Genomic DNA, 21240 nt, shown 5'->3' on the forward strand with positions numbered 1-21240 from the left:
TCTGGTTTTAAAATTAAAATCGCGTTATAAATTTTTTAAATACTGAGCTTATTAATGAGTTATCTATTTTCTAAATAAAAATATATTTAAACTAGAAATAAGCATTTTATTAATCTGCACGTTCTTTGTTTATTTATCTCCTTATCTATTTATTTCACATCTATAGTTTTTAACCGGCAATATGATTTTTTTGATAAGACTCATTCGGTGACTGTAAAATCTGGCTACCTGCAGCAACACTATGGGTTAGCCAGACATTTCCCCCAATGATTGATCCTCGGCCAATGGTAATACGACCTAAAATAGTGGCACCTGCATAGATCACGACATCATCTTCAACAATTGGATGGCGTGTATAGTCCTTTTTCAAACCACCATCATCATTGGTTTCAAAGCGTTTTGCTCCAAGGGTCACGGCCTGATAAATACGAACGCGTTCCCCAATCACACAAGTCTCACCAATCACCACACCCGTACCATGATCAATGAAAAATCCTTTACCGATTTGCGCACCCGGATGAATATCAATACCTGTTGCAGAGTGAGCCAACTCCGAAATAATGCGTGACAATAAAGGCACTTGAGCATAGAGCTGATGGGCAATTCGGTGATAGATAATCGCAAATATGCCCGGATAGCAGAGTAATACTTCATCTACACTATGTGCTGCCGGATCACCTTCATAAGCCGCTCGCACATCGCCGTCTAAAAGGCGCCGTATAGAGGGCAAAGTGTTGGCAAAATCCTGCACAATAGTTTGAGCAAGTTCTTGTGGCTGCTGCACTGGGCTTGAATGACTCAAATGTCGTTTTGCTTCATAATTTAAAGCCAGTTGTACTTGAGCATGTAAGGCGGTTAGCACCCGATTTAAAGTATAGGCAATATAAGAATCTTCAGTTTCCTGGCGTAAGTCAGCAGGGCCTAAACGCATTGGAAATAAAATCCCGCACAGGTCATCTAAAATGGCCTTTAAAGCTTCTTTAGATGGAAGTTCACGACCCCCAAATTCTTTGGTTCTGTGCTGCTGCTGACGCCAGTCATGCCTTGCTTGTTGTAAACCTTGTACAACCGCATTAATGTTCCATTGAGTCACAAGCTTTCCTTGATTCACTGAAAATTGATTGAAGTATTAGTCTTGTTGCCAAGGAAGTTGGTGGATGCGCCAGCCATTTTTCTGATTACGCTGTTGCTGTTCATTTAGATCACCTTCAAAGCCTTCAAGAACGTTATAAATGTGTTCAAAACCTGCATTAAATGCGGCTTCGGCAGCTTGTGCTGAACGGTTGCCACTACGGCATAACAAAAGAATGGTTTTGTCTTTACCAACTTTTGATTCAAGTTCTTTTAAAAAGCGTGGATTACGATTAAATGATGTGCCTGTTGCCCATGCAACATGAATACTTTCAGGGACATAACCCACAAATTTACGTTCTTCATTAGTACGCACATCAACTAAAACAGCTTCTCCTTGTTGTACAAGCTGCCATGCATCAACAGGTGATAAACCGCCACTAAAATTTAATTCGTGTTCTTGTGCATATTGCTGTGCTTTAGCAAGGATATCTTCGGCTGAAAAGGACGTATTTGAACCATTTGAGATAAAACTTTGTGGAGTTTCAGTATTTAATTTAGCGTTCATTGAATATATCCTTATCTGTGATTCAGATTGTTAAGGTTCAATTTACGCGGTTTTAAATATAAGCAAAAATAAGGAATATCTATTTATATATATTATTTTGATAAATAAGAGCGGTGAATATTTTATATAAAACAGTATGAGTTAATCTTATAAAGTTATTAAAATAAAATAAATTTAAGAAATTTTATTATTTAGTAAAAACCGTACAGATTAAAATAATCCGCACGGTTTTTAAAATTAAGCAAATCCACCATTTACACGAATGACTTGAGAGTTTACCCAGCCCCCATCTGGACCAGCCAGCATGGCCACTACGCAAGCAATTTCGTCAGGTGTCCCGATTCGTTCCAATGGAGCAAGTTTTGCAATAGCTGCCACTTGCTCTTCAGTTTTTCCATTGTAAAAAAGGTCAGTGCCTATCGGGCCGGGCGCAACAGCATTTACAGTAATATTCCGTCCGCGTAACTCATTTGCTAACACATGTACCAAACCTTCAACACCTGCTTTTGAAGCAATATAGGGGCCATATGCCGGAAAAGATTTGGCAATTACACTGGTTGAAAGCGCAATAATCCGGCCACCATCTGGCACTGTTTCGGCCGCATGCGCCAATATTAAAAACGCGCCACGTAAATTGGTATGAATCACTTTATCGAAATCTGGCAGGCTTTCAGGTGTAATTTTTGCCATAGGAATAATACCGGCACTATGAACTACCACATCTACTTGACCATTAATGGCCTTTGCCTCTTGAAATAAACGGCTCACCTCATGTTCATTTGCAACGTCCGCTTTAATAGCTGAGGCTTGACCACCTTGCTCAATAATATGATCTACAGTTGCTTGGGCATGAACCTTATTGCCAGCATAGTTAACAATGACATAAAAGCCATCTTGTGCTAAGCGTTCAGCAATAGCACGACCAATACCACGTGATGCGCCAGTAACCAGAGCTGTTTTTCTTGAAATATTCATTTTTAGATTGCCTGTTTGAGTAAGTATGGCTTATTTTAATAATATAGAAATATGGGATAAATCATCAGAATTGGATAAGATAATTCCATATAGATTAATAATTGGCAGAGTTAAAAGCGAGCACTATGGATAAATTTAATACCTTGCAACTTTTTACCCGCATCGTAGAGCTGGGTAGCTTTAGTCAGGCAGCCGATCAGCTAAATATCCCACGTGCTACTGCAAGTAATGCCATTAAGGAGTTAGAGAGTAATTTACAGTGCCGTTTGCTAGAACGGACGACTCGGCATGTAAGACCATCACTAGATGGACAGGCATTTTATGAGCGTTGTACACAAATATTATCGGAACTTGATGATGCCGAATCATCTTTACGCAATGTAATTGCTCAGCCCCGTGGTTTGCTACGTGTCGATTTATCCGGTGCGCATGCGACTAAAATTGTTTTACCCAATATCGATCAATTTCACGAGTTGTACCCCGACATTGAACTCGTAATTAGTACGGGTGATCGCTTGGTTGATCTGATTCGGGAAGGGATAGACTGTGTGGTGAGAGCAGGGCGTTTGGATGATTCCACTTTAATTGCTAGACATTTGGTCGATATGCCACAAGTCATTTGTGCAAGTCCTGACTATTTAAATAAATATAGAACACCACAACAACCAGAGGATTTGTTATCACATTATTGTGTCAATTTCTTTTCGACATCAGGCGGGCGGAATTATCCATTTGAATTGATGGTGAACGGCAAAAAACAAGATTATTTTTTGAAAAGCTGGATCGCGGTAAATGATGCTGAAAACTATGTATTATCTGCTTTACGTGGGGCAGGTTTAATTCAGGTCCCGCGCTATCATGTAGCGAATGAGTTAAAAGACGGGCAGTTGGTTGAGGTTTTATCTGAATGGCAAATCCCGAAGATGTCAGTTTCTGCTTTATATCCGCAGCATCGGCAGCTCTCGCCACGCGTACGCGTTTTTGTCGCTTGGCTGAGTGAGTTATATACAGGTTATTTTTCAAAATAACGATAGCATAAACGTATAGGTAGAATGCTCTCTAGCACATATAAAATTTTGGTGAATATGTGATTGAATTACCCAATGCAAATGATTGGATCGTCAGAAATTCTGACCCTAATAGTCTCGAACGAATCGAAGCCTTTTTTACCGATCATGCTTATGAGTCGCATCGCCACGATACTTTTGCCATTGGTCGAACATTAACAGGTGTTCAAAGCTTTCATTATCGTGGAGAGATGAAACATAGCTTGCCGGGTATGACGATGGTTTTGCATCCTGATGAAAAACATGATGGAGAGTCAGGTAGTCGAGACGGTTTTAGATATCGGATGGTGTATGTAGAACCTGCAACCCTACAGGAAATTATGAAGGGCAAACCTTTACCATTTTTTGAAAATGGCTTGAGTCAGGACCCTCGGTTATTTAAGGCAACCGATGTTCTATTACAAGGGATGGATCACCATATTGATCCATTAGAAAAACAAGATGCTTTATATGATCTTGCAACCACACTTTACGAAATTTCTGGTAATCATCAGCGAACCTCACATTCTTATGACTATATTGCAGCGGAGCGTGCTAGAGAATTTATACATGCCTCTTTATATGAAAATATCTCTTTAGATGATATTGAAAAAAATGTGGGACGAGACCGTTGGAGCCTTTCACGGGACTTCCGATTGCTATTTGGTACAAGTCCACATCGATATATGACTATGCGCAGACTGGAAGTTGTGAAGTCCTGTTTGATGTATGGAGAGTCCTTAACTCAAGCTTCATTGATTGCAGGATTTTTTGATCAAAGCCACATGACACGTCATTTTTTAAAAGCATTTGGATTGACTCCAGCCAGATGGCGGATGATCAATAAACTCTCTTCATAAACAAAAGCCAGCCTGTTTAGGCTGACATAGACTTTATCTTAAATTAGCTGCATACCTTTCAAAAAATCATAAAGCATAAATATGCCGGAAATGATTAGCATCAATCCCATGGCTCGGTTTATACGATTAAACCAGATTTTATTTTTAATTTTTTTACCTAACACAGCACCTGCCCAAGAGTAAAGGCAGGGCGCGCCAGCTGCACCCAGTGAAATGAGCAATGATACGAAGAAGATTTGTACACCAATGATATGTGCAGTAGGGTACATAATGGTTGTAACAGGCAAAATGACTAAAATCCCTTTGGGGTTTAAAGCTTGTATCCAAAAACCATTCCAGAACGAAAGCACCTGAACTTCAGTGGTCTCATTACTCAGATCGATATCTGACTTTAACATTTGGTATGAAAGATAAAACGTATAAAGTGCACCAAACAACGCAATATAGTGCAAGGCATTTTGTGGAATGATTGCAGCCCCAAGATATCCAAAAATCATGAATAACATCAGCATTGCACAACCAACGCCTATAAAAAAATAAATCGTTTTTTTGAATTGTCCGGTAAGCCCAGCATTTAGCCCCATAAAATTTACTGGACCGGGGCTATACATCACACTCAAGGTATAAAAAAAGATTTCCATAACGTATCTACTGAAACAAAAACAACCCAGCATAGTGACTCGTAAATTTAGGGTCTTGTACGTTTGTGATGGCTCTTGCACAAACGTACAAGACGAGAAAAATCCGAATGAGTCATGATGAGCGACCTAAAATAAATGATTCAGGAAAGAGATTTATGTTTGACACAAAAATTGCGCTGATTGTCCGTAATGATCTTGCGACGTGGCAGAGATTAAATGTGGTGGCTTTTTTGGCAACGGGGATTGCCTCTGCTGTACCTGAAATGTTGGGGAAACCTTATATCGATGCAAATGGCTATGAGTATGGCAACATGCTAGGGCAACCGATGTTGGTATTTGAGGGGGATTTATCTGGTCTACAAAAAGCACATCGCAAAGGAATAGAGCAAGATTTAACGATAATTCCTTATGTACATGCCATGTTTTCTACAGGCAATGATGAGGATAATCGAGCTGTATTTTTGGCCGAAGATGCGAATCAATTAAATTTGGTTGGGCTAGCATTAAGAGGACCTAAAAAAGCAGTTGATAAGGCAATTAAAGGACTTTCTTTGCATCAATAAGATTTTTATTGGAAGAATGATAAAACCCACTTTTTGAGCAAAAGTGGGTTTTATTTAAAAATAATAATTAAACTTTATCTTGAGTATTGGTCTCAAAATCACTCGCATCATGGCGTTCATGCAACTGCGTAGTTAAATCACCAAAAGTACGATTGACCATACGGCCACGTTGTACCGCAGGGCGCTCTAAAATCGCATCTGCCCAACGTTGAACATTTTTATATTGATCGACACCTAAAAACTCCGCGCCGTTATATACCCAGTTTTTAACAAGACCGCCATACCAAGGGAACGCTGCAATATCAGCGATGCTATATTCAGAACCAGCCAAATATTCGTTTTTTGCCAGATGCTGATCTAATACATCAAGTAAGCGTTTTGTTTCCATTGCAAAGCGGTTAATCGCATATTCAATTTTAACAGGGGCATAAGCATAAAAATGTCCAAAACCACCACCTAAGTAAGGTGCACTGCCCATTTGCCAGAATAACCAATTGAGGCATTCAGTACGTGCAGCAATATCAGTCGGAATAAACGCTTTAAACTTTTCAGCCAAGTAAAGCAAAATTGAGCCAGATTCAAATACTCTTAATGGCGGGTTTTGGCTATGGTCAACCAATGCTGGAATTTTAGAGTTGGGATTAATTTCTACAAAGCCACTGCCAAATTGCTGTCCTTCTCCGATTTTAATCAGCCAAGCATCATATTCAGCATCTTTATGTCCTAACGCTAAAAGCTCTTCAAGCAAAATAGTAACTTTTTGACCATTAGGCGTTGCTAAAGAGTAGAGTTGGAGCGGATGTTTTCCTACTGGAAGTGTATGCTCGTAACGCGCACCTGAGCTAGGTTGGTTTAAATCGGTTTTTTCTCCAGTCCATTGCCAAACTTGTGGAGGAATATAGTTTGAATCACTCATTTTTTATCTCATGTTTGGTGTAAATAAAAGGCTTAGTTATTTCGCAAGGCAAGCCATTTTTGTACGCTCGGACGTTGCCATTGCTGTAATGCATAGGTTTTTAAACGCTGTGGTACAGCATCACCATTTTGAATAAGGCGTTGCAACATCAGGGCAAGTTCAGCATCCACAATACTCCATGAACCAAAAAGAAATTCAGCATCAGACGCAAGAAGTTTTTCTGCAACAAAGAAAAGTTTCTCGGCTGCTTTTTTGCCTTCTTCTGAAAGTGGAGTGAAGGTGGGCTGAATAAAAATAACATCGGTTGGACGCTCAGTTCTTAATGCAACTAAGTCCGATCTGAGCCATGCCTGAATTTGTCTTGCTCTTGCGCGTGCTTGAATATCTTTTGGATAAATAGATGTGTTTGGATAAAGTTCTTCAAGATATTCCAAAATGGCAGAAGATTCTGATAAGGCAAAATCGTTATGTTCGAGTACAGGCACTTTGGCAGTTAATGACTTTTCTACATAAGATTTTTCAAACTGGCCTTGCTGGCCTAAGTTGATGGTCGCTATTTCAAATGGAATTTGTTTTTCATGTAGCCCTACAAAAACTGTAAATGCATAGGGACTTAGAAATTGTGAATCTGTATACAGCTTAAAATGCTCGTTATTCATTGTTATTGTCCATGTCATAAAACAATTGGATCTAGTCTAAGTGAGCTGATCCAAGATTGGGTAGCTTTTTTGTGGAAAAGCTTTATCGGTTTTTGAATTAAGCTATTTCAACGTTAGGGCTTAATGTGCTGAAAATGTTGACGGACAATGCTAAGCCAAGCTTGTACTGCTGGTGAAACAGGAAGATTTTTTTTCCAAGCCATGACTAAGTGCCATTGAATATTTGGTTTTTCGAGTGGCACTGCTGCAAATAAAGTCGGGTCAAGCATGTCGGTATAATATTGAGGAAGAAGCGCGATCCCCATACGTTGTAACACCATGTCTGCTAAGAGGTGCCATTGGCTGGTCCGGCACGCAATGGTTGGGTAGAAACCATGCTGCTTACATGCATTGAGAATAATACTGTTTAAAGAGAAATTTTCAGGAAACATTAAAAATGATTGGTGTTGTAGCTCTTCTAGATTTATTTTTTTACGGGTTGCCCAAGTCGCATCACGACGTAAAAGTACCATTAAAGGGTAGTTACATAACTCGATGCTATTAAAAGTTTGCTCATCAAAAGGCTGCAATAAAACGCCAACGTCCAACTCATTGTTAAGCAAAGCTTGCTCAATACCGCGTGAACCAACCTCCATAAAAGCCAATTCAATATCTGGCAATTGCTGATGATAATCAAACAGGGCAGTCGTCAGAAGCTGCGAACCTAAAGGTGGAACACCAAGTTTTAAAGTCCCAGTTTTTAATTGTTGGTAGTTTTCAATTTCAAGAAAAATGTTCTGTTCTGCCTGAAGAAGCTCGACCGCATGTTGATATATGCGCTCTCCAATTTCGGTTAATTCAATTTGTCTTTTTCGTCCATGATCGGGTTTAACCAAAAGCTGTACCTGAAGCTGCTCTTCAAGCTGCTGTAATATTTTACTAATGGTGGGCTGAGTCAGATATAACTCTTCAGCAGTATGGGTAAAACTTTTAGTTTTTACCAGCGTAACAAAGCACTGTAATGATTTTAGAGAAAGCATAATAAAGAATAAATTATTCCATTTTGGAATAATATTAACATGAATAATTCATATTTAGCAGGTCTAACCAAGCTAGCATAATAGTGTAGTTAACCATCTAATTTCGCAAAATGAGTACTGAATCTGCTTCTGGAACACCCAAACAACCTTCACTTTTAGTTTTAGTTAAACAAATTTTGATTTTGGCTGGATTTTGGTGGATCGGGTATCTTTTACATCAAAAGCTCGGTGTACCTGTCTCGGCAGGTATTTTAGGTATGTTTTTATTGCTTCTATGCCTGTTCTTTAAAATTATCAAAATGGATCAGGTGGCAATGGGAGCAACTGTGGTTTTAGGTGAGCTATTACTGTTTTTTGTGCCTGTAGTCGTTGCCGTAGTTCAGTATAAAACCTTGTTTATGACCGAAGGGTGGCAAATTGTCTTGAGCATTGCGGTTGGGACCATTTCGGTCATGCTCAGTACATGTCTGACGATTCACTATTACAATCGTTTGAAAGCTTATTTACAGGCTCGAAAACGTCTTCAACATAAGCATATCTAAAGAGCAAAACGACATGAATATTTGGTCAATTCTTTGTCTGATCTGGACTTTGGCAGCCTATGTTGTGGCAAAGCGAATCTATCAGAAAAATCCAAAACTTTGGTTGTCACCTGCGATTAGTGTGCCTGTACTCACCATTATTTTGATGACGATTTTTGGAATTTCATATCAAACTTATGCTGAAGATACACAGTGGATTGTTAATTTATTAGGACCAGCAACGGTTGCTTTCGCCGTACCGATTTATCGTTATCGGGAAACGATTCGTAAAAACCTTGGGGTCCTTTCGATTGCGATTATTGTCGGGATGAGTGTAGGTGTGATGTCTGCCTATGAAATGGCACAGTGGTTTCACTTTAGCCCTGAAGTCACCAATAGTTTGATGGCACGTTCTATTTCCACACCATTTGCCATGATTTTAGCGGAAGATATTCACGGTTCGGCAGCTTTGGTTTCACTATTTACCGTTATTACTGGTTTGGTCGGTATGATTTGCGGCGATGCGATTTTAGCGATTACTAAAATCCGTTCTAACGTAGCAAATGGGGCGGCCTTTGGTAATGCAGCCCATGGTTTTGGTACAGTCAGAGCACAGCAGCGCAATAGTGAAGAAGGGGTGATTGCCAGTTTAACCATGGTCATTGCAGGTATTTTAATGGTACTGATTGGGCCATTTGCGATTCATCTATGGCTGTTATTGTAGGCTTTGTCTAAGTCGGCTTGTCATATTGTTGAATAATCTTTGATAGTTTTTTTATGGCTTGTTGCATCAGTTCGGGTTCAAAATCGCCTAAGCCGACAATTAAACCCGAACGTTGCCGCTCTTTTGAAAATGTCGGCGAAATTGCTTTGATGGCAATGCCTGCATCGATTGCCGAACTTGCAACGTCAATATCATTAATATGGTGAGCAAGCCATAACACCATATGCATGCCTTGATCGCCCGGCTGTAACCAAGCCAGTTCTCGAGGTATGTATTTTTCAATCAAGCCAATAATGTATTCTCGAACTTCTGCATAGACATTTCGAGTGCGTCGAATATGCCGTTCTAAATAGCCTTCTTGAATAAAAGCAGCCAAAACGTGCTGGTCGGCAGCAGGAGGGTGTCGATCAATTAATACTCTGAGTCCACAAAATGGTGCCACCAATTCTTTAGGTAATACTGCATAGCCAAGTCTAAGGGAAGGAAATAGTACTTTGCTGAAAGTACCCAGATAAATGACTTGGTCGGGTGCCATGCCTTGTAAAGATGGGAAGGGCTGACCGTTATAACGGAGTTCGCTGTCATAGTCATCTTCAATGATCCATGCATTTTGCTGTTTTGCCCAAGCCAATAAAGCAGTGCGTCTTGCTAGACTCATCGGCATGCCAAGTGGATATTGGTGAGAGGGTGTCACGAAGGCGGCACGTGCATTTTTCGAAAGTCTAATTCCGGTTTCAACTTGAATACCTTCTTCATCGACAGGAACACGCACCATCCGAATGTTTTGTACAGCATGTTCAAAAATGGCTGTTGTACCCCGATAAGCTGGATCTTCAATCCAAACTTCATCTTTTGCTTCAAATAAAATCTGGCTGCAAATATAAAGTGACTGCTGAATACCTGGTGTAATCACAATTTGTTCAGGTTCGCAGTGGACAGAACGTGACCGTCGTACATAGTCTGCTATAGCAACTCTCAGCGATAATACACCTTGCGGTTCGCCATAACCCGAAGGGGCACCTGCACCTCGTGATCTATATTTATTACCAAACTTGCGCCAAATATCACTCGGTTGGGTGCGGGCAATCGGGACAGACACTGCAAAAGGGGCGCGAGGAAGTGGTTTAAACTCCTTAAGCACTTGGGCATAAGAACGTGCCGATTTGGTCAACGGTATTGAGCTGGGTGTGGTTTCTTTTTGAGAATGTTGCGGCGTAGTTTTTTTAGTTAAAGCATGAGACACATGGGTGCCAGTTCTTGCTTGAGAGTCAAAAACACCTTCAGCTAAAAGCTGATCGTAAGCTTCGATAATCGTTCCGCGAGCGACTCCGAGTGTTTGAGCCAGTTCTCGTGAAGAAGGCAACGGATCGCCAGGCTGTAAATCACCACTTTGTACAGCTTCACGCAAAGCTTGGGTCAGTTGAGCACTTATCTTTCCTTGGCTTTTATTAATCTTTGCAATCGACGGAAGTTCAACAACTTTTGCCATTCTTGCCATAATTCTGGTCTACTTAAAAAAATACAAAGTGGTTCTTTTTAATAAACCACAGAAACCAGAAAATTTACAACACAAAATATAAATAACCCTGATATTTACAGTGAGGTTTTGAGCCATGTATATCCCCGATGATTATGCAGAAAACCGTTTGGATGTATTGCATTCTCTTATTACCGAATATCCGTTTGGCGTGCTTTTTACGCATGGAAGTAATGGGTTAGATGCAAATCATCTTCCATTCGAATTACAGGCAAGCGAAGGGGGATTGGGTGTACTACGTGCGCATGTGTCTAGAGTTAATCCTGTCTGGCAGGACATTAAAAATGGAGATGAGGTACTAGTCGTATTTCAAGCGGGTGATGCTTATATTTCACCAAACTGGTACCCATCCAAACATGAACAGCACAGACAAGTACCGACATGGAACTATAGGGTTGTGCATGCTTATGGCAAAGTAACCATTCGAGATGATGAACGTTACGTCCGTGGTGTTGTGGCTCGTTTAACTCGTACCCACGAAGCATCTCAACCTGAACCATGGAAAATGTCCGATGCACCAAAGGACTATCTTGAACCGATGTTAAAAGCCATTGTAGGTATTGAGATTGAAATTACCAAGCTGCGAGGCAAATCAAAACTTGGGCAAAACAAAGAACGTCGAGACATTTTGGGCGCGGCAGATGGCCTATCGAAATCTGGTCATCAAACTATAGCGAATGCCATGTACAGTGTGGCTGAGTTAAATAAATAATTTTGAAAATATAAAAGCTTAATATCAATTGAGGAGATAAAGATGTCTTTGACTACACCTGTTGAGTTATTGGGTGAACACGTTATTTTAAAGCCGCTAGATGTAACTCAAGCTGAAGCGCTCAAAGAGGCCGTTTGTGATGGGGAACTCTATAATCTTTGGTATACCCGTGTGCCAAGACCTGAACAGATGACTGCTGAAATTGAAAGACGTCTCGGTTTACAAAAATCCGGCTCTATGTTGCCATTTTATATTGAAGACCGAAAAACGGGGCGAGCGTTGGGCATGACGACTTTAATGCATATTGAAGAAGCACATCGCCGTGTAGAAATTGGTTCGACGTGGTACAGAAAATCTGCACAGCGTTCACCTGTAAATACTGAGTGTAAAAAGCTATTGCTGGCCCACGCATTTGAGACTTTAAACTGTATTGCGGTTGAGTTACGCACATCTTCTTTAAATGTTCAAAGCCAAACTGCAATTCTTCGTTTGGGTGCAAAGTTGGACGGTGTACTCAGAAGTCATCAAATTGTGAAAGATGATATTTTGCGGGACACCCATGTTTATAGCATTTTGAAACATGAGTGGCCAGCAGTTCGCCAAAATCTGGAATGGATGTTGAATAAACCGCGTTAGGAATTAATGCATAAGTCTATATTCTTGCGGAGTATTACCTGTCCAGTTTTTAAATGCTCTGCTAAAAGAGTTGTGCTCTTGAAAGCCCAATAGAAATGAAATTTCACCCGTGCTCATTGATGATTTTTCTAAATAATGTTGGGCAAGAGATTGACGAGTCGCATCCAAAAGCGTTTTAAAATTAGTTTGCTCTTCTAAAAGTAGCCGTTGTAGCGTACGTTTGCTCATCGCGAGTCGTTGAGCAACATCTTCTATTGTACATAGTCCAGCAGGCAAGTTTTCTAAAAGTATTGCTTTAACTTTTTCGCTAACTGTTGCATCTTCATCAAGCTGTATAAGACTACGTTGCAAATTTGGCTCGAAAAAAGACCACATGGTCGGGTTGGCTGTTAAAAAAGGACGTTCAGCATCTTGGCGTGAAAAGACAATTGAAATGTGTTCACTTTTTTGTGGAAGTACGCCAAAAAATGTTTTGTACTCTGCCGGATTATTAGGTAAATCGGGCAGAGTAACTTTCAAAGGTATAACCTGATGTCTTGTACATATTCTTGCTAATTGAGCAAAAAAGACCAGTTCTGACATGGCAAGACTTTGCGGCGTTGGTGTAGATACATTATAAAATTTGAGTTCTAGCGTTGTTGTGTCGTTATCAATTTCTACTTGTAACTGCATTGGCCCAACGAGTCTTTTAAATTCAGATAGACGCTGTATCGCAATATTGAAGTTGGGACTACAAATACAGGCAAAAATCGCTGGATCAAAAAGCTCAACTGTAATCATTTGACCGATTTTTAAAGGTAAGTCATTTATTCCAGCAAGTTGTTCAATTGCGTGCCAAAAATTGAAATATTGAACGGGCGTAAGGCTTGCATCTTTACGATTAAACAAATCAAGCGGTAGAGATGCCAAACGTAATGCATCTTCAAGATTTATGCCTAGGTCGTTCAGTAATAACTTCCAGTTGGTATTTAGGGCAAAATTTGAAGCATATTTCATTTGAGCATCTCAACATTAAACTTATATGGGGCACTTCATTTATTTAATAACTGACATCACCATACGATCAAACACACGGTCGCCAAACCATTTACGTACAAATATCATCAGTTTTGCATATTTGCCACCCACATAACGTGTTTTAGGTGAGGATGCATGAACAGCTTTCATCAGCATATCAACGACAACTTGCACGTCTGAAAGTTCACCTTTTTCTACTGTAGTTTTTGTTGAGTTAGCAACTGCGGCTGCCATATGGCTATACGCACTTTGCCCTGAACGTTCCAGCATAGGTTGGATCATTACATCTGCAAATTCAGTTGCTATAGCACCGGGTTCAATGACAACAACATCAATATTAAATGATTTTAATTCTAAACGTAGACAGTCAGACCAACCTTCAACAGCATGTTTACTCGCATGATACCAACTACCAAGTGGTGTATAAATTTTCCCACCCATTGATGAAATGTTGATAATTCGACCCTGCATTTTTTTACGCATACTAGGCAGAACCTTTTGGGTTAAATAGGCCATACCAAATAGATTCACTTCAAATTGATAGCGTGCATCGGCAAGTGTCGTATCTTCCATAGCGCCATACATACCAAAGCCTGCGCAATTAACTAAAATATCAACACCATGGGTTTCTTTTTCAATAGTTTTCACAACTTGGTCGATATCATCCTGATTGGTAATATCCATTTTTAATGTATGAGCACCAAGTGCTTTTAGTTCTTGCATAGCATCAACGCGACGGGCAACGGCATAAACAGTTGCGCCTTCTTTGAGTAATGCTTTGGTAAATGCTTTTCCCATACCAGATGATGCGCCTGTGATGAGAACGATTTTTTCTTTAACTGTGTTCATATTCTGTCTCTCAACTAAAGTTTTAAAGAACTTGCTTTTCGATAGAGACATCATAGAAATTTGAACAGTATTTATCCAAATCGAATGGCGACAATGTGTAATCAAAGTGCGCCAAATTTTTAAAATATCATTTTCTGGAAATAAGAGCAGATACACAAAGTTAAATTAAAGCTTCTGGTCATCTTTTGCTTAACCATAGTAATGAGCATGCTGCAATTACTAGCCACGGGATTAAGCCATACTTAAATCATTAACCTGAGGTTAATAACCATTGATGTAGGTTGATTGATCGAAAGTCCATAAAGAGTTTTTATAGATTCAGAACAAAACTGCGATCTATAGGTAAACACATGGAAGGCTCAGTTCAGAATAAAGAGCGATTATGGACAAAGCGGCGTCATGCCAAACAACTAAAACTAGAGATGGCAAACCAATATACCGATGGTGTGGTGATTCCAACTCAAGACATTATTAAAGTTTTGGAAACCTTAATTACACCGGGTGACAAAGTTGTACTCGAAGGGAATAACCAAAAGCAGGCAGATTTTTTATCGCGCTCTTTGGCACAAACCAATCCAGATGTTTTACATGATTTACATATGATCATGCCAAGCGTCGGACGTTCGGAACATCTCGATCTGTTTGAAAAAGGCATTGCGCGTAAGCTCGATTTTTCTTTTGCTGGCCCACAAAGCTTACGTATTAGCCAGTTAATTGAAGATGGTTTACTAGAGATTGGTGCGATTCATACCTATATCGAGTTGTATTCACGTTTGGTGGTCGACCTCATTCCAAATGTGGTGCTCTCAGCGGGTTTTATGGCGGACCGTCAAGGCAATATCTATACAGGGCCAAGTACCGAAGATTCTCCAGCCCTTATTGAACCTGCGGCTTTTAGTGACGGTATTGTGATTGTTCAGGTCAATGAACTGGTCGATGACGTCTCAGAGTTACCACGTGTCGATATTCCTGCTTCTTGGGTTGATTATGTGGTGGTCGCAGATCAGCCATTTTATATCGAACCGTTATTTACCCGTGACCCGAAACACATCAAGCCAGTGCATGTGCTTATGGCCATGATGGCAATTCGCGGAATTTATGAAAAGCATAATGTGCAATCGTTAAACCATGGTATTGGTTTTAACACTGCGGCAATTGAATTGATTTTACCGACCTATGGTGAATCTTTAGGTTTAAAAGGAAAAATTTGCCGAAATTGGACACTAAATCCGCATCCAACCTTAATTCCAGCGATTGAAACAGGTTGGGTTGAAAGCGTGCATTGTTTTGGTACCGAACTCGGTATGGAAAAATATGTTGCAGCTCGTCCTGATGTTTTCTTTACAGGTCGTGATGGTGCTTTACGTTCTAACCGCATGATGTGTCAGCTTGCAGGTCAGTACGCCGTTGATCTATTTATTGGCGCAACTTTGCAAGTTGATGGTATGGGACATTCTTCGACTGTCACCAAAGGCCGTTTAGCTGGTTTCGGTGGTGCACCAAATATGGGACATGATCCACGCGGACGTCGTCACGATACGCCAGCATGGTTAGATATGTGTTTACAAGGTGCTAATGAAACAGAAACTTATTTGGCACGTGGTAAAAAACTCGTTGTGCAAATGGTGGAAACTTTCCAAGAGGGCGGTAAGCCGACTTTTGTGAATCGTCTCGATGCCATTGATGTTGCTAAAACAGCAGGCCTGCCTTTAGCACCAATCATGATTTATGGCGATGATGTCACCCATCTACTGACTGAAGAAGGCATTGCTTATCTATATAAAGCAAGCAGCCAAGAAGAGCGTCAAGCCATGATTGCTGCGGTGGCAGGCGTGACCAGTATTGGTTTAACTCAGGACCCTAAAACAACAGCACGTTTAAGAAGCGAAGGCTTGGTGGTATTCCCTGAAGATTTAGGTATTCGCCGCACCGATGCAACACGTGAGCTTTTAGCTGCAAAAAATATTGCCGACTTGGTGACATGGTCAGATGGTTTATATCAACCTCCTGCAAAATTTAGGAGTTGGTAATGATGGCACAATTTCAATATCAAACGCTCAGCGATAGTCAGCTTTTGGCAGATATGGCGGTCGAAGCGTTAATTGATGAAGTGAATCTAACGCCGAAGCCCGCCTTGGTTGATCGCCGTGGCAGTGGTGCACACAACGACCTGACTTTGGAATTAATGGAGCGCTCTGCAAAAAGTTTAAGGCCAATGTTTGAGGCAATGGCCCAAGCAGCCATACATCACGGAAAAGTCTGTTTAGCCTTACGTGAAGGTATTGGAGAAATTGGCCGCCAAGGTGAAAAGACCATGATGTTGGCAACAAATGGCGTAAATACACACCGCGGTTCAATTTGGGCCTTGGGTTTAATGGTTACGGCAGCAGCATTGTCGCGCACGAATCAACAGTACTTATCGGCTGTTGAGTTATGCCAGTTAGCGGGCCAGATTGCCCAGCTTGAAGATCGCTTTATTCCGAAGCAGGCTTTAAGCCATGGTCAACAAGTACAGAAAAAATTAGGCATCTTAGGTGCGAAAGAACAGGCACGACAAGGTTTTCCAACTATTGTGAATTTTGGTTTAAAGCAGCTTTACCAAAGTCGTAGTAAACCTATGAAAGAAGAGTTCGCTCGCTTAGATGCCTTACTTGCCATGATGACCGATCTGAACGATACATGTGTGCTTTATCGATCTGGAACAAATGGTTTAAAGCGTATGCAACAAGGTGCTCAGCAAGTTCTCGATTTGGGCGGTAGCTCAAGCTTGGAAGGTCGACGTGCTTTACATCTTTTAGAGATTGATCTGCTTCGGATGAAAGCTTCTGCTGGTGGTGGTGCAGATTTGTTGGCAGCAACCTTGTTTATAGATCGTGCTCAGCAGTCATCTTTAAAAAATAAAGAGGGATTTTGATGATGGAAACACTTCATTTTGAATTTGTGGCGACAAAGCCACCTGTAAAAAAAGCATTGGTAGGATGTGTTGGCTCGGGCGATTTAGAAATTTTGATGGAACCTGGTGAAACAGGAAAAACTTCTATTCAGGTAGTAACTTCGGTAGATGGCAGTGCAGCACGTTGGCACAATCTTTTTGAACGGATTTTTACCGCTCAAATACCACCAGCGGTCAATATTGATATTCATGACTTTGGTGCAACTCCCGGTGTCGTTCGCTTACGTCTGGAACAAGCATTAGAGGAGATTGCTCATGACTGATATCGAGAGCTTATTAAATAAACAAGATTTTATTGAACTCAGCGCAAGAGAACGTGCCAAAGCATTATTAGATGAAGGGACTTTTCGAGAGTTACTCGACCCATTTGCCCGTATTATGTCGCCTTGGCTCGTTAAGCAGAATATTGTGCCGCAAGCCGATGATGGTGTAGTGATTGCAAAGGGAACTATTCAAGAACAGCCAGTAGTTTTAATTTCTATTGAAGGTTTATTTCAAGGTGGCAGTTTAGGTGAGGTGGGTGGTGCCAAAATTGCGGGTGCCTTAGAACTTGCGGTTGAAGACAATCTTAAAGGCATTCCAACAGCTGCAATTTTATTGTTGGAAACGGGTGGCGTTCGCTTACAAGAAGCAAATCTAGGCTTGGCTGCAATTGCTGAAATTCAGGCTGGCATTGTGAACTTACGTCAGTATCAACCCGTCATTGCTGTAGTTGCAGGCAGTGTAGGGTGCTTCGGCGGTATGTCAATTGCGGCTGGCCTATGTAGCTACATTGTAATGACAAAAGAAGGACGTTTAGGCTTAAATGGCCCGCAAGTAATTGAACAAGAAGCTGGTGTACAAGAATATAACGCCAAAGATCGTCCATTTATATGGAGTATTGCTGGTGGTAATCAGCGTTACGCTAGTGGTTTGGCAGATGCTTATGTTGACGATGATCGCCAGAAAATTCGTGAGCAAGTCATCGATTATTTAACTCAAGGCGTGCCTCAGCAGCATCGTAGTTCAAATTATTCATTCTATTTAGTGAAGCTACAACAAGTCGATACTGCTGAGCAGATTACCCCAGCACAAGTTCAAGCTTTGTATCAAGGAGAGTAAGCATGAATATCGCCGTTGATACATTAAAAGCATCTACTCGTGGTGCACATTGGTTTAAAGCACTCACGCAAGGGTTTAAGACAGTTGATGGTTTTCCAGCTTCGATTTGGATGGCTGATGGTCAGATCGATCAGCAAGAGGTGCGTGTGATTGCAGTTGTGCAAGATACCAATAATCTGTTCCCACGGGCAAAACAAGGTGAAGTTGGACTACTAGAAGGCTGGAATTTAGCAAAAGCAGTTGATGACGTGATTCAAGCCGATATTCATTCGGAAACTAAACGCGGCATTTTATGTTTGGTTGATGTCCCAAGTCAGGCCTATGGGCGCCGTGAAGAATTATTAGGTATTCATCAAGCTTTAGCAGGTGCAGTAGATAGTTATGCCAGAGCCAGATTGGTAGGCCATCCTATTGTGAGTTTATTGGTTGGTAAGTCGATGTCGGGTGCTTTCTTGGCGCATGGATACCAAGCCAATCGTATTATTGCCTTAAAAGATTCAGGTGTTATGGTGCATGCGATGGGTAAGGAATCTGCTGCACGCGTTACCTTGCGATCGGTTGATGAGTTAGAGCAATTGGCCTCAAGCATTCCGCCAATGGCTTATGACATTGAAAGTTATGCAACTCTAGGTTTGTTATCTGAACTGTTATCTGTTGAAAACCCTGAACAACCAACAACCGATGATCTTTTGTCAGCGAAGCAGGTGATCGCTCAAGCGTTTAAAGAAATTAATGCTGATCAATCGAGAGGACTGGAACAACGACTTCACGGTCCAAACCGTCAGATGTCTAAAAGAGTCCGTGAATTATTGCGTGAGCAATGGTCATGAAACTTAAGCTTGAAGCCCATGATTTACTGTGGGGTATGACGGTCGATTGCTTGGCCGATGATGCTCCGCATTGGGTGAAAGAGGTATTGCAACGAGGTGATCCTGTTGTGGTTCGACGGGCAATTACTCCTGTAGATCAGGTGGCTGTGGGTATAAGAGGGCAATTTCGTCATCAACGATATGCAGCTCAAATGCCACGATCAGCGATTAGCAGACAGCTCAAGCCAGAAGCGCTGACTCGCATAGATACGCAACAGTTTGAGCACTTGGCAGAACGTTTACAAAGCATTTCTAGCATTATGAAAAACTTTTCAGGATGTTGGGGATATACAGGGAGTTTCGGATTTGAGTTGGCAACGGGCATTAAAATGGTAACTCAGCAAAGTGACATAGATTTGTTGATTCGAGCTGAACAGCCTTTTGCCAAAAAGCAGGCAATTGAATTACTCGAAAATTTTCAGCAAGCAGGACTCAATGTGGATATACAGCTACAACTTCCACAAGGCGGTTTGGCATTAAAAGAATGGGCTGGGAACAGTGGAAAAGTTCTATTGAAACGTCCTGATAGCGCTGTTTTAGTAGAAAACCCATGGAATTAGGGAAATAGATATCATGGCTTCAATTTGGGTATATCCAGGACAAGGTGTGCAACGAAGCAATATGTTGCACGACTTACCCCAAACCGCTCTGGTTAAAGAATACCTTGAGCGTGCATCGGATGCACTCAAAGAAGATGTCTTGATGCTAGATAGTCCGGCTGCATTGCAATCGACACGTGCAGTACAGCTTTGTTTACTGATTTCAGGTGTGGTGAGTTCAGCTTTATTAACAGCGGAAAACTTAACACCTGATTATGTGGCTGGTCTATCGATTGGTGCATGGTCGGCTGCAGTTGTAGCAGAAGTTTTAGCCTTTGAGGATGCCGTTCGTTTAGTTGCCTATCGCGGTGAGCTCATGCAAAACGCCTATCCAACTGGCTATAGTATGACCGCCTTGATTGGTACAGACCGTGCAGCTGTTGAAACATGGGTCAAACAAATTTATGAAATAACGCCAGAGGTGTTTGTCGCAAATATTAATGCATATAACCAGATCGTTATTTCAGGAGGCTTTGAAGCCATGAACCAAGTTGCTGTTTTGGCAAAGCAACAAGGCGTGGTGGCAAAAAAATTAGATGTATCGGTGCCATCGCACTGTGAATTATTAAGTCAGCAAGCAAAGCAACTTGCAGCGTCTATGGAGGGAGTGACTTTAAAGCAGCCTAAAATATGTTATTTAAGTGGTACAACGGCTCGTACGCTTGGCAGGCCAGAACAGATTGGTGATGATTTGGCTTTTAATATGAGTCGAACTGTAGATTGGGAAAGTACCATCCAAGCTGCATGGGAGCGAGGTGTAAGGTTGCAGATCGAAGCTTTGCCGGGAACGGTACTTACTACACTTGCACGTCGAACATTTAAAGAAGGAACTGTATTGTCATTTCAGGGAACACGTTTAGACAGCATTCAATTGGCAATGCAAAACGAAAATAATGCTTCTTTGTAATTACAATACAAATTAAAAATTGAGTAATAACCCAAGGATATGAGGGATTTACAATGATTATTTATGGAACAGCAATATTAGCGATCTGCCATTTATTAGGTGATTATCTTGGCAACACCTTAGGCATGGTATTAGGCGTTAAAGCCAATGTCGGTGGAGTGGCTATTTCGATGATTCTGTTAATCTTATCTAAAGAATTATTGGCAAAAAAAGGTTACTTACCTCAAGTCACACAATTTGGCGTCTTGTATTGGTCAGGCATGTACATTCCGATCGTAGTTGCGATGTCAGCAGGTCAAAATGTCGTTGCCGCTTTATCAGGTGGCATGTTAGGGCTGATTGTCTCTATTGCATCGTTGATCGGTACGGTTTTAGTCATCCGTTATTTAAATAGAATTAGTGGTGACTATGAAACTTATGAATGGACAATAGAAACCAAAGAAAAAATAGCCTAAGCAAACATAAACTACAAAAAAAGTTCAATCAAAAAGGATTTA

Annotated in this window: 25 protein-coding genes; 15 read left to right on the forward strand and 10 right to left on the reverse strand. The window is 41.0% G+C overall.

The window, feature by feature from the left end; all coding sequences use genetic code 11:
* Positions 1 to 169: 169 nt before the first annotated feature.
* From epsC to J690_RS05700, 3 genes are all read right to left on the reverse strand, one after another.
* Positions 170 to 1111 (reverse strand): serine O-acetyltransferase EpsC, encoded by a 942-nt coding sequence (gene epsC, locus J690_RS05690; RefSeq protein WP_081405070.1) that lies wholly within the window; start codon positions 1109 to 1111, stop codon positions 170 to 172.
* A gap of 18 nt (positions 1112 to 1129) precedes the next feature.
* The gene (locus J690_RS05695; RefSeq protein ID WP_032034668.1) at positions 1130 to 1639 is read right to left on the reverse strand and encodes a rhodanese-like domain-containing protein; all 510 of its coding nucleotides are present in this window, start codon (positions 1637 to 1639) and stop codon (positions 1130 to 1132) included.
* A 237-nt stretch (positions 1640 to 1876) separates the two neighbouring features.
* Positions 1877 to 2614: an SDR family oxidoreductase gene (locus J690_RS05700; protein WP_032034669.1), complete on the reverse strand. Its 738-nt coding sequence runs from the start codon at positions 2612 to 2614 to the stop codon at positions 1877 to 1879.
* 125 nt (positions 2615 to 2739) lie between these two features.
* On the opposite strand from J690_RS05700, the gene J690_RS05705 reads away from it, so the two are divergent.
* Both J690_RS05705 and J690_RS05710 read left to right on the forward strand, forming a co-directional pair.
* Positions 2740 to 3642, forward strand: coding sequence for a LysR family transcriptional regulator (locus tag J690_RS05705; RefSeq protein WP_032034671.1), 903 nt, complete (start codon positions 2740 to 2742; stop codon positions 3640 to 3642).
* A 59-nt stretch (positions 3643 to 3701) separates the two neighbouring features.
* Positions 3702 to 4520, forward strand: a complete 819-nt coding sequence (locus tag J690_RS05710) for an AraC family transcriptional regulator (RefSeq protein ID WP_002114483.1) — start codon at positions 3702 to 3704, stop codon at positions 4518 to 4520.
* Between the two features lie 38 nt (positions 4521 to 4558).
* Here the strand turns inward: J690_RS05710 and J690_RS05715 are convergent, their stop codons facing one another.
* Positions 4559 to 5161, reverse strand: coding sequence for a LysE family translocator (locus tag J690_RS05715; RefSeq protein WP_002114301.1), 603 nt, complete (start codon positions 5159 to 5161; stop codon positions 4559 to 4561).
* A 155-nt stretch (positions 5162 to 5316) separates the two neighbouring features.
* Here J690_RS05715 and J690_RS05720 point away from each other — a divergent pair, with 155 nt between their 5' ends.
* Positions 5317 to 5724 (forward strand): DUF2000 domain-containing protein, encoded by a 408-nt coding sequence (locus J690_RS05720; RefSeq protein ID WP_000460598.1) that lies wholly within the window; start codon positions 5317 to 5319, stop codon positions 5722 to 5724.
* A gap of 67 nt (positions 5725 to 5791) precedes the next feature.
* Here the strand turns inward: J690_RS05720 and yghU are convergent, their stop codons facing one another.
* The 3 genes from yghU to J690_RS05735 all read right to left on the reverse strand — a co-directional run bounded on the left by yghU (position 5792) and on the right by J690_RS05735 (position 8318).
* Positions 5792 to 6640, reverse strand: a complete 849-nt coding sequence (gene yghU / locus J690_RS05725; protein ID WP_005069831.1) for a glutathione-dependent disulfide-bond oxidoreductase — start codon at positions 6638 to 6640, stop codon at positions 5792 to 5794.
* 32 nt (positions 6641 to 6672) lie between these two features.
* Positions 6673 to 7299: a glutathione transferase gene (yfcF, locus tag J690_RS05730; RefSeq protein ID WP_032034672.1), complete on the reverse strand. Its 627-nt coding sequence runs from the start codon at positions 7297 to 7299 to the stop codon at positions 6673 to 6675.
* 113 nt (positions 7300 to 7412) lie between these two features.
* Positions 7413 to 8318, reverse strand: coding sequence for a LysR family transcriptional regulator (locus tag J690_RS05735; protein ID WP_032034675.1), 906 nt, complete (start codon positions 8316 to 8318; stop codon positions 7413 to 7415).
* Positions 8319 to 8428: 110 nt separating this feature from the next.
* Between J690_RS05735 and J690_RS05740 the strand changes: the two genes are divergently transcribed.
* Both J690_RS05740 and J690_RS05745 read left to right on the forward strand, forming a co-directional pair.
* The gene (locus J690_RS05740) at positions 8429 to 8860 is read left to right on the forward strand and encodes a CidA/LrgA family protein (protein ID WP_002114274.1); all 432 of its coding nucleotides are present in this window, start codon (positions 8429 to 8431) and stop codon (positions 8858 to 8860) included.
* 13 nt (positions 8861 to 8873) lie between these two features.
* Positions 8874 to 9563: an LrgB family protein gene (locus J690_RS05745; protein ID WP_002157453.1), complete on the forward strand. Its 690-nt coding sequence runs from the start codon at positions 8874 to 8876 to the stop codon at positions 9561 to 9563.
* 7 nt (positions 9564 to 9570) lie between these two features.
* Here J690_RS05745 and pdxR read toward each other — a convergent pair whose 3' ends face one another.
* Positions 9571 to 11061, reverse strand: a complete 1491-nt coding sequence (pdxR, locus tag J690_RS05750; protein ID WP_032034677.1) for a MocR-like pyridoxine biosynthesis transcription factor PdxR — start codon at positions 11059 to 11061, stop codon at positions 9571 to 9573.
* Positions 11062 to 11176: 115 nt separating this feature from the next.
* Between pdxR and J690_RS05755 the strand changes: the two genes are divergently transcribed.
* A complete protein-coding gene (locus J690_RS05755; protein ID WP_032034679.1) occupies positions 11177 to 11812 on the forward strand; it encodes an FMN-binding negative transcriptional regulator in 636 nt (211 codons plus the stop codon).
* A gap of 42 nt (positions 11813 to 11854) precedes the next feature.
* Entirely contained in the window at positions 11855 to 12448 is a 594-nt protein-coding gene (locus tag J690_RS05760) for a GNAT family N-acetyltransferase (RefSeq protein WP_032034682.1), read from the forward strand.
* A 3-nt stretch (positions 12449 to 12451) separates the two neighbouring features.
* Here the strand turns inward: J690_RS05760 and J690_RS05765 are convergent, their stop codons facing one another.
* Positions 12452 to 13444 (reverse strand): AraC family transcriptional regulator, encoded by a 993-nt coding sequence (locus J690_RS05765; RefSeq protein ID WP_032034684.1) that lies wholly within the window; start codon positions 13442 to 13444, stop codon positions 12452 to 12454.
* A gap of 39 nt (positions 13445 to 13483) precedes the next feature.
* Complete coding sequence (locus J690_RS05770; RefSeq protein ID WP_032034686.1) at positions 13484 to 14314, reverse strand: oxidoreductase; 831 nt, start codon at positions 14312 to 14314, stop codon at positions 13484 to 13486.
* A gap of 350 nt (positions 14315 to 14664) precedes the next feature.
* On the opposite strand from J690_RS05770, the gene mdcA reads away from it, so the two are divergent.
* Genes mdcA through madL form a run of 8 tightly spaced genes read left to right on the forward strand, consistent with a single transcriptional unit; the run spans position 14665 to position 21198 of the window.
* The gene (gene mdcA / locus J690_RS05775; protein ID WP_032034689.1) at positions 14665 to 16344 is read left to right on the forward strand and encodes a malonate decarboxylase subunit alpha; all 1680 of its coding nucleotides are present in this window, start codon (positions 14665 to 14667) and stop codon (positions 16342 to 16344) included.
* Positions 16344 to 17228, forward strand: coding sequence for a triphosphoribosyl-dephospho-CoA synthase (locus tag J690_RS05780; protein ID WP_032034691.1), 885 nt, complete (start codon positions 16344 to 16346; stop codon positions 17226 to 17228). Before mdcA ends, J690_RS05780 begins: the two co-directional genes overlap by 1 nt.
* Positions 17229 to 17230: 2 nt before the next feature.
* Positions 17231 to 17530: a malonate decarboxylase subunit delta gene (locus J690_RS05785; protein WP_005076487.1), complete on the forward strand. Its 300-nt coding sequence runs from the start codon at positions 17231 to 17233 to the stop codon at positions 17528 to 17530.
* Positions 17523 to 18368, forward strand: coding sequence for a biotin-independent malonate decarboxylase subunit beta (locus J690_RS05790; protein ID WP_032034693.1), 846 nt, complete (start codon positions 17523 to 17525; stop codon positions 18366 to 18368). Before J690_RS05785 ends, J690_RS05790 begins: the two co-directional genes overlap by 8 nt.
* Before the next feature lie 2 nt (positions 18369 to 18370).
* Positions 18371 to 19198, forward strand: a complete 828-nt coding sequence (mdcE, locus tag J690_RS05795) for a biotin-independent malonate decarboxylase subunit gamma (RefSeq protein ID WP_032034696.1) — start codon at positions 18371 to 18373, stop codon at positions 19196 to 19198.
* Positions 19189 to 19797 carry a malonate decarboxylase holo-ACP synthase gene (locus J690_RS05800; RefSeq protein ID WP_081405071.1) on the forward strand — a complete coding sequence of 203 codons (609 nt, stop codon included), beginning with the start codon at positions 19189 to 19191 and terminating at the stop codon, positions 19795 to 19797. The genes mdcE and J690_RS05800 overlap by 10 nt, the downstream gene beginning before the upstream one ends.
* A 13-nt stretch (positions 19798 to 19810) precedes the next feature.
* Positions 19811 to 20743 carry a malonate decarboxylase subunit epsilon gene (gene mdcH, locus J690_RS05805; RefSeq protein ID WP_032034700.1) on the forward strand — a complete coding sequence of 311 codons (933 nt, stop codon included), beginning with the start codon at positions 19811 to 19813 and terminating at the stop codon, positions 20741 to 20743.
* A gap of 53 nt (positions 20744 to 20796) precedes the next feature.
* Positions 20797 to 21198 carry a malonate transporter subunit MadL gene (madL, locus tag J690_RS05810; RefSeq protein WP_000587901.1) on the forward strand — a complete coding sequence of 134 codons (402 nt, stop codon included), beginning with the start codon at positions 20797 to 20799 and terminating at the stop codon, positions 21196 to 21198.
* Positions 21199 to 21240 lie beyond the last annotated feature (42 nt).

It is taken from the genome of Acinetobacter sp. 742879, from assembly GCF_000588535.1.
GTDB lineage: Bacteria > Pseudomonadota > Gammaproteobacteria > Pseudomonadales > Moraxellaceae > Acinetobacter > Acinetobacter pittii.

What these genes read in the sequence shown, in the direction of transcription:
- mdcA (WP_032034689.1), top strand. Translation starts at nt 14,665, where the DNA reads ATGGAAGGCTCAGTTCAGAATAAAGAGCGATTATGGACAAAGCGGCGT.
- J690_RS05700 (WP_032034669.1), bottom strand. Translation starts at nt 2,614, where the DNA reads ATGAATATTTCAAGAAAAACAGCTCTGGTTACTGGCGCATCACGTGGT.
- J690_RS05790 (WP_032034693.1), top strand. Translation starts at nt 17,523, where the DNA reads ATGACTGATATCGAGAGCTTATTAAATAAACAAGATTTTATTGAACTC.
- J690_RS05765 (WP_032034684.1), bottom strand. Translation starts at nt 13,444, where the DNA reads ATGAAATATGCTTCAAATTTTGCCCTAAATACCAACTGGAAGTTATTA.
- J690_RS05715 (WP_002114301.1), bottom strand. Translation starts at nt 5,161, where the DNA reads ATGGAAATCTTTTTTTATACCTTGAGTGTGATGTATAGCCCCGGTCCA.
- mdcH (WP_032034700.1), top strand. Translation starts at nt 19,811, where the DNA reads ATGGCTTCAATTTGGGTATATCCAGGACAAGGTGTGCAACGAAGCAAT.
- J690_RS05735 (WP_032034675.1), bottom strand. Translation starts at nt 8,318, where the DNA reads ATGCTTTCTCTAAAATCATTACAGTGCTTTGTTACGCTGGTAAAAACT.
- yghU (WP_005069831.1), bottom strand. Translation starts at nt 6,640, where the DNA reads ATGAGTGATTCAAACTATATTCCTCCACAAGTTTGGCAATGGACTGGA.
- mdcE (WP_032034696.1), top strand. Translation starts at nt 18,371, where the DNA reads ATGAATATCGCCGTTGATACATTAAAAGCATCTACTCGTGGTGCACAT.
- yfcF (WP_032034672.1), bottom strand. Translation starts at nt 7,299, where the DNA reads ATGAATAACGAGCATTTTAAGCTGTATACAGATTCACAATTTCTAAGT.
- madL (WP_000587901.1), top strand. Translation starts at nt 20,797, where the DNA reads ATGATTATTTATGGAACAGCAATATTAGCGATCTGCCATTTATTAGGT.
- J690_RS05760 (WP_032034682.1), top strand. Translation starts at nt 11,855, where the DNA reads ATGTCTTTGACTACACCTGTTGAGTTATTGGGTGAACACGTTATTTTA.
- J690_RS05740 (WP_002114274.1), top strand. Translation starts at nt 8,429, where the DNA reads ATGAGTACTGAATCTGCTTCTGGAACACCCAAACAACCTTCACTTTTA.
- J690_RS05705 (WP_032034671.1), top strand. Translation starts at nt 2,740, where the DNA reads ATGGATAAATTTAATACCTTGCAACTTTTTACCCGCATCGTAGAGCTG.
- J690_RS05800 (WP_081405071.1), top strand. Translation starts at nt 19,189, where the DNA reads ATGGTCATGAAACTTAAGCTTGAAGCCCATGATTTACTGTGGGGTATG.
- J690_RS05785 (WP_005076487.1), top strand. Translation starts at nt 17,231, where the DNA reads ATGGAAACACTTCATTTTGAATTTGTGGCGACAAAGCCACCTGTAAAA.
- J690_RS05755 (WP_032034679.1), top strand. Translation starts at nt 11,177, where the DNA reads ATGTATATCCCCGATGATTATGCAGAAAACCGTTTGGATGTATTGCAT.
- pdxR (WP_032034677.1), bottom strand. Translation starts at nt 11,061, where the DNA reads ATGGCAAGAATGGCAAAAGTTGTTGAACTTCCGTCGATTGCAAAGATT.
- J690_RS05770 (WP_032034686.1), bottom strand. Translation starts at nt 14,314, where the DNA reads ATGAACACAGTTAAAGAAAAAATCGTTCTCATCACAGGCGCATCATCT.
- J690_RS05745 (WP_002157453.1), top strand. Translation starts at nt 8,874, where the DNA reads ATGAATATTTGGTCAATTCTTTGTCTGATCTGGACTTTGGCAGCCTAT.
- J690_RS05780 (WP_032034691.1), top strand. Translation starts at nt 16,344, where the DNA reads ATGATGGCACAATTTCAATATCAAACGCTCAGCGATAGTCAGCTTTTG.
- J690_RS05720 (WP_000460598.1), top strand. Translation starts at nt 5,317, where the DNA reads ATGTTTGACACAAAAATTGCGCTGATTGTCCGTAATGATCTTGCGACG.
- J690_RS05695 (WP_032034668.1), bottom strand. Translation starts at nt 1,639, where the DNA reads ATGAACGCTAAATTAAATACTGAAACTCCACAAAGTTTTATCTCAAAT.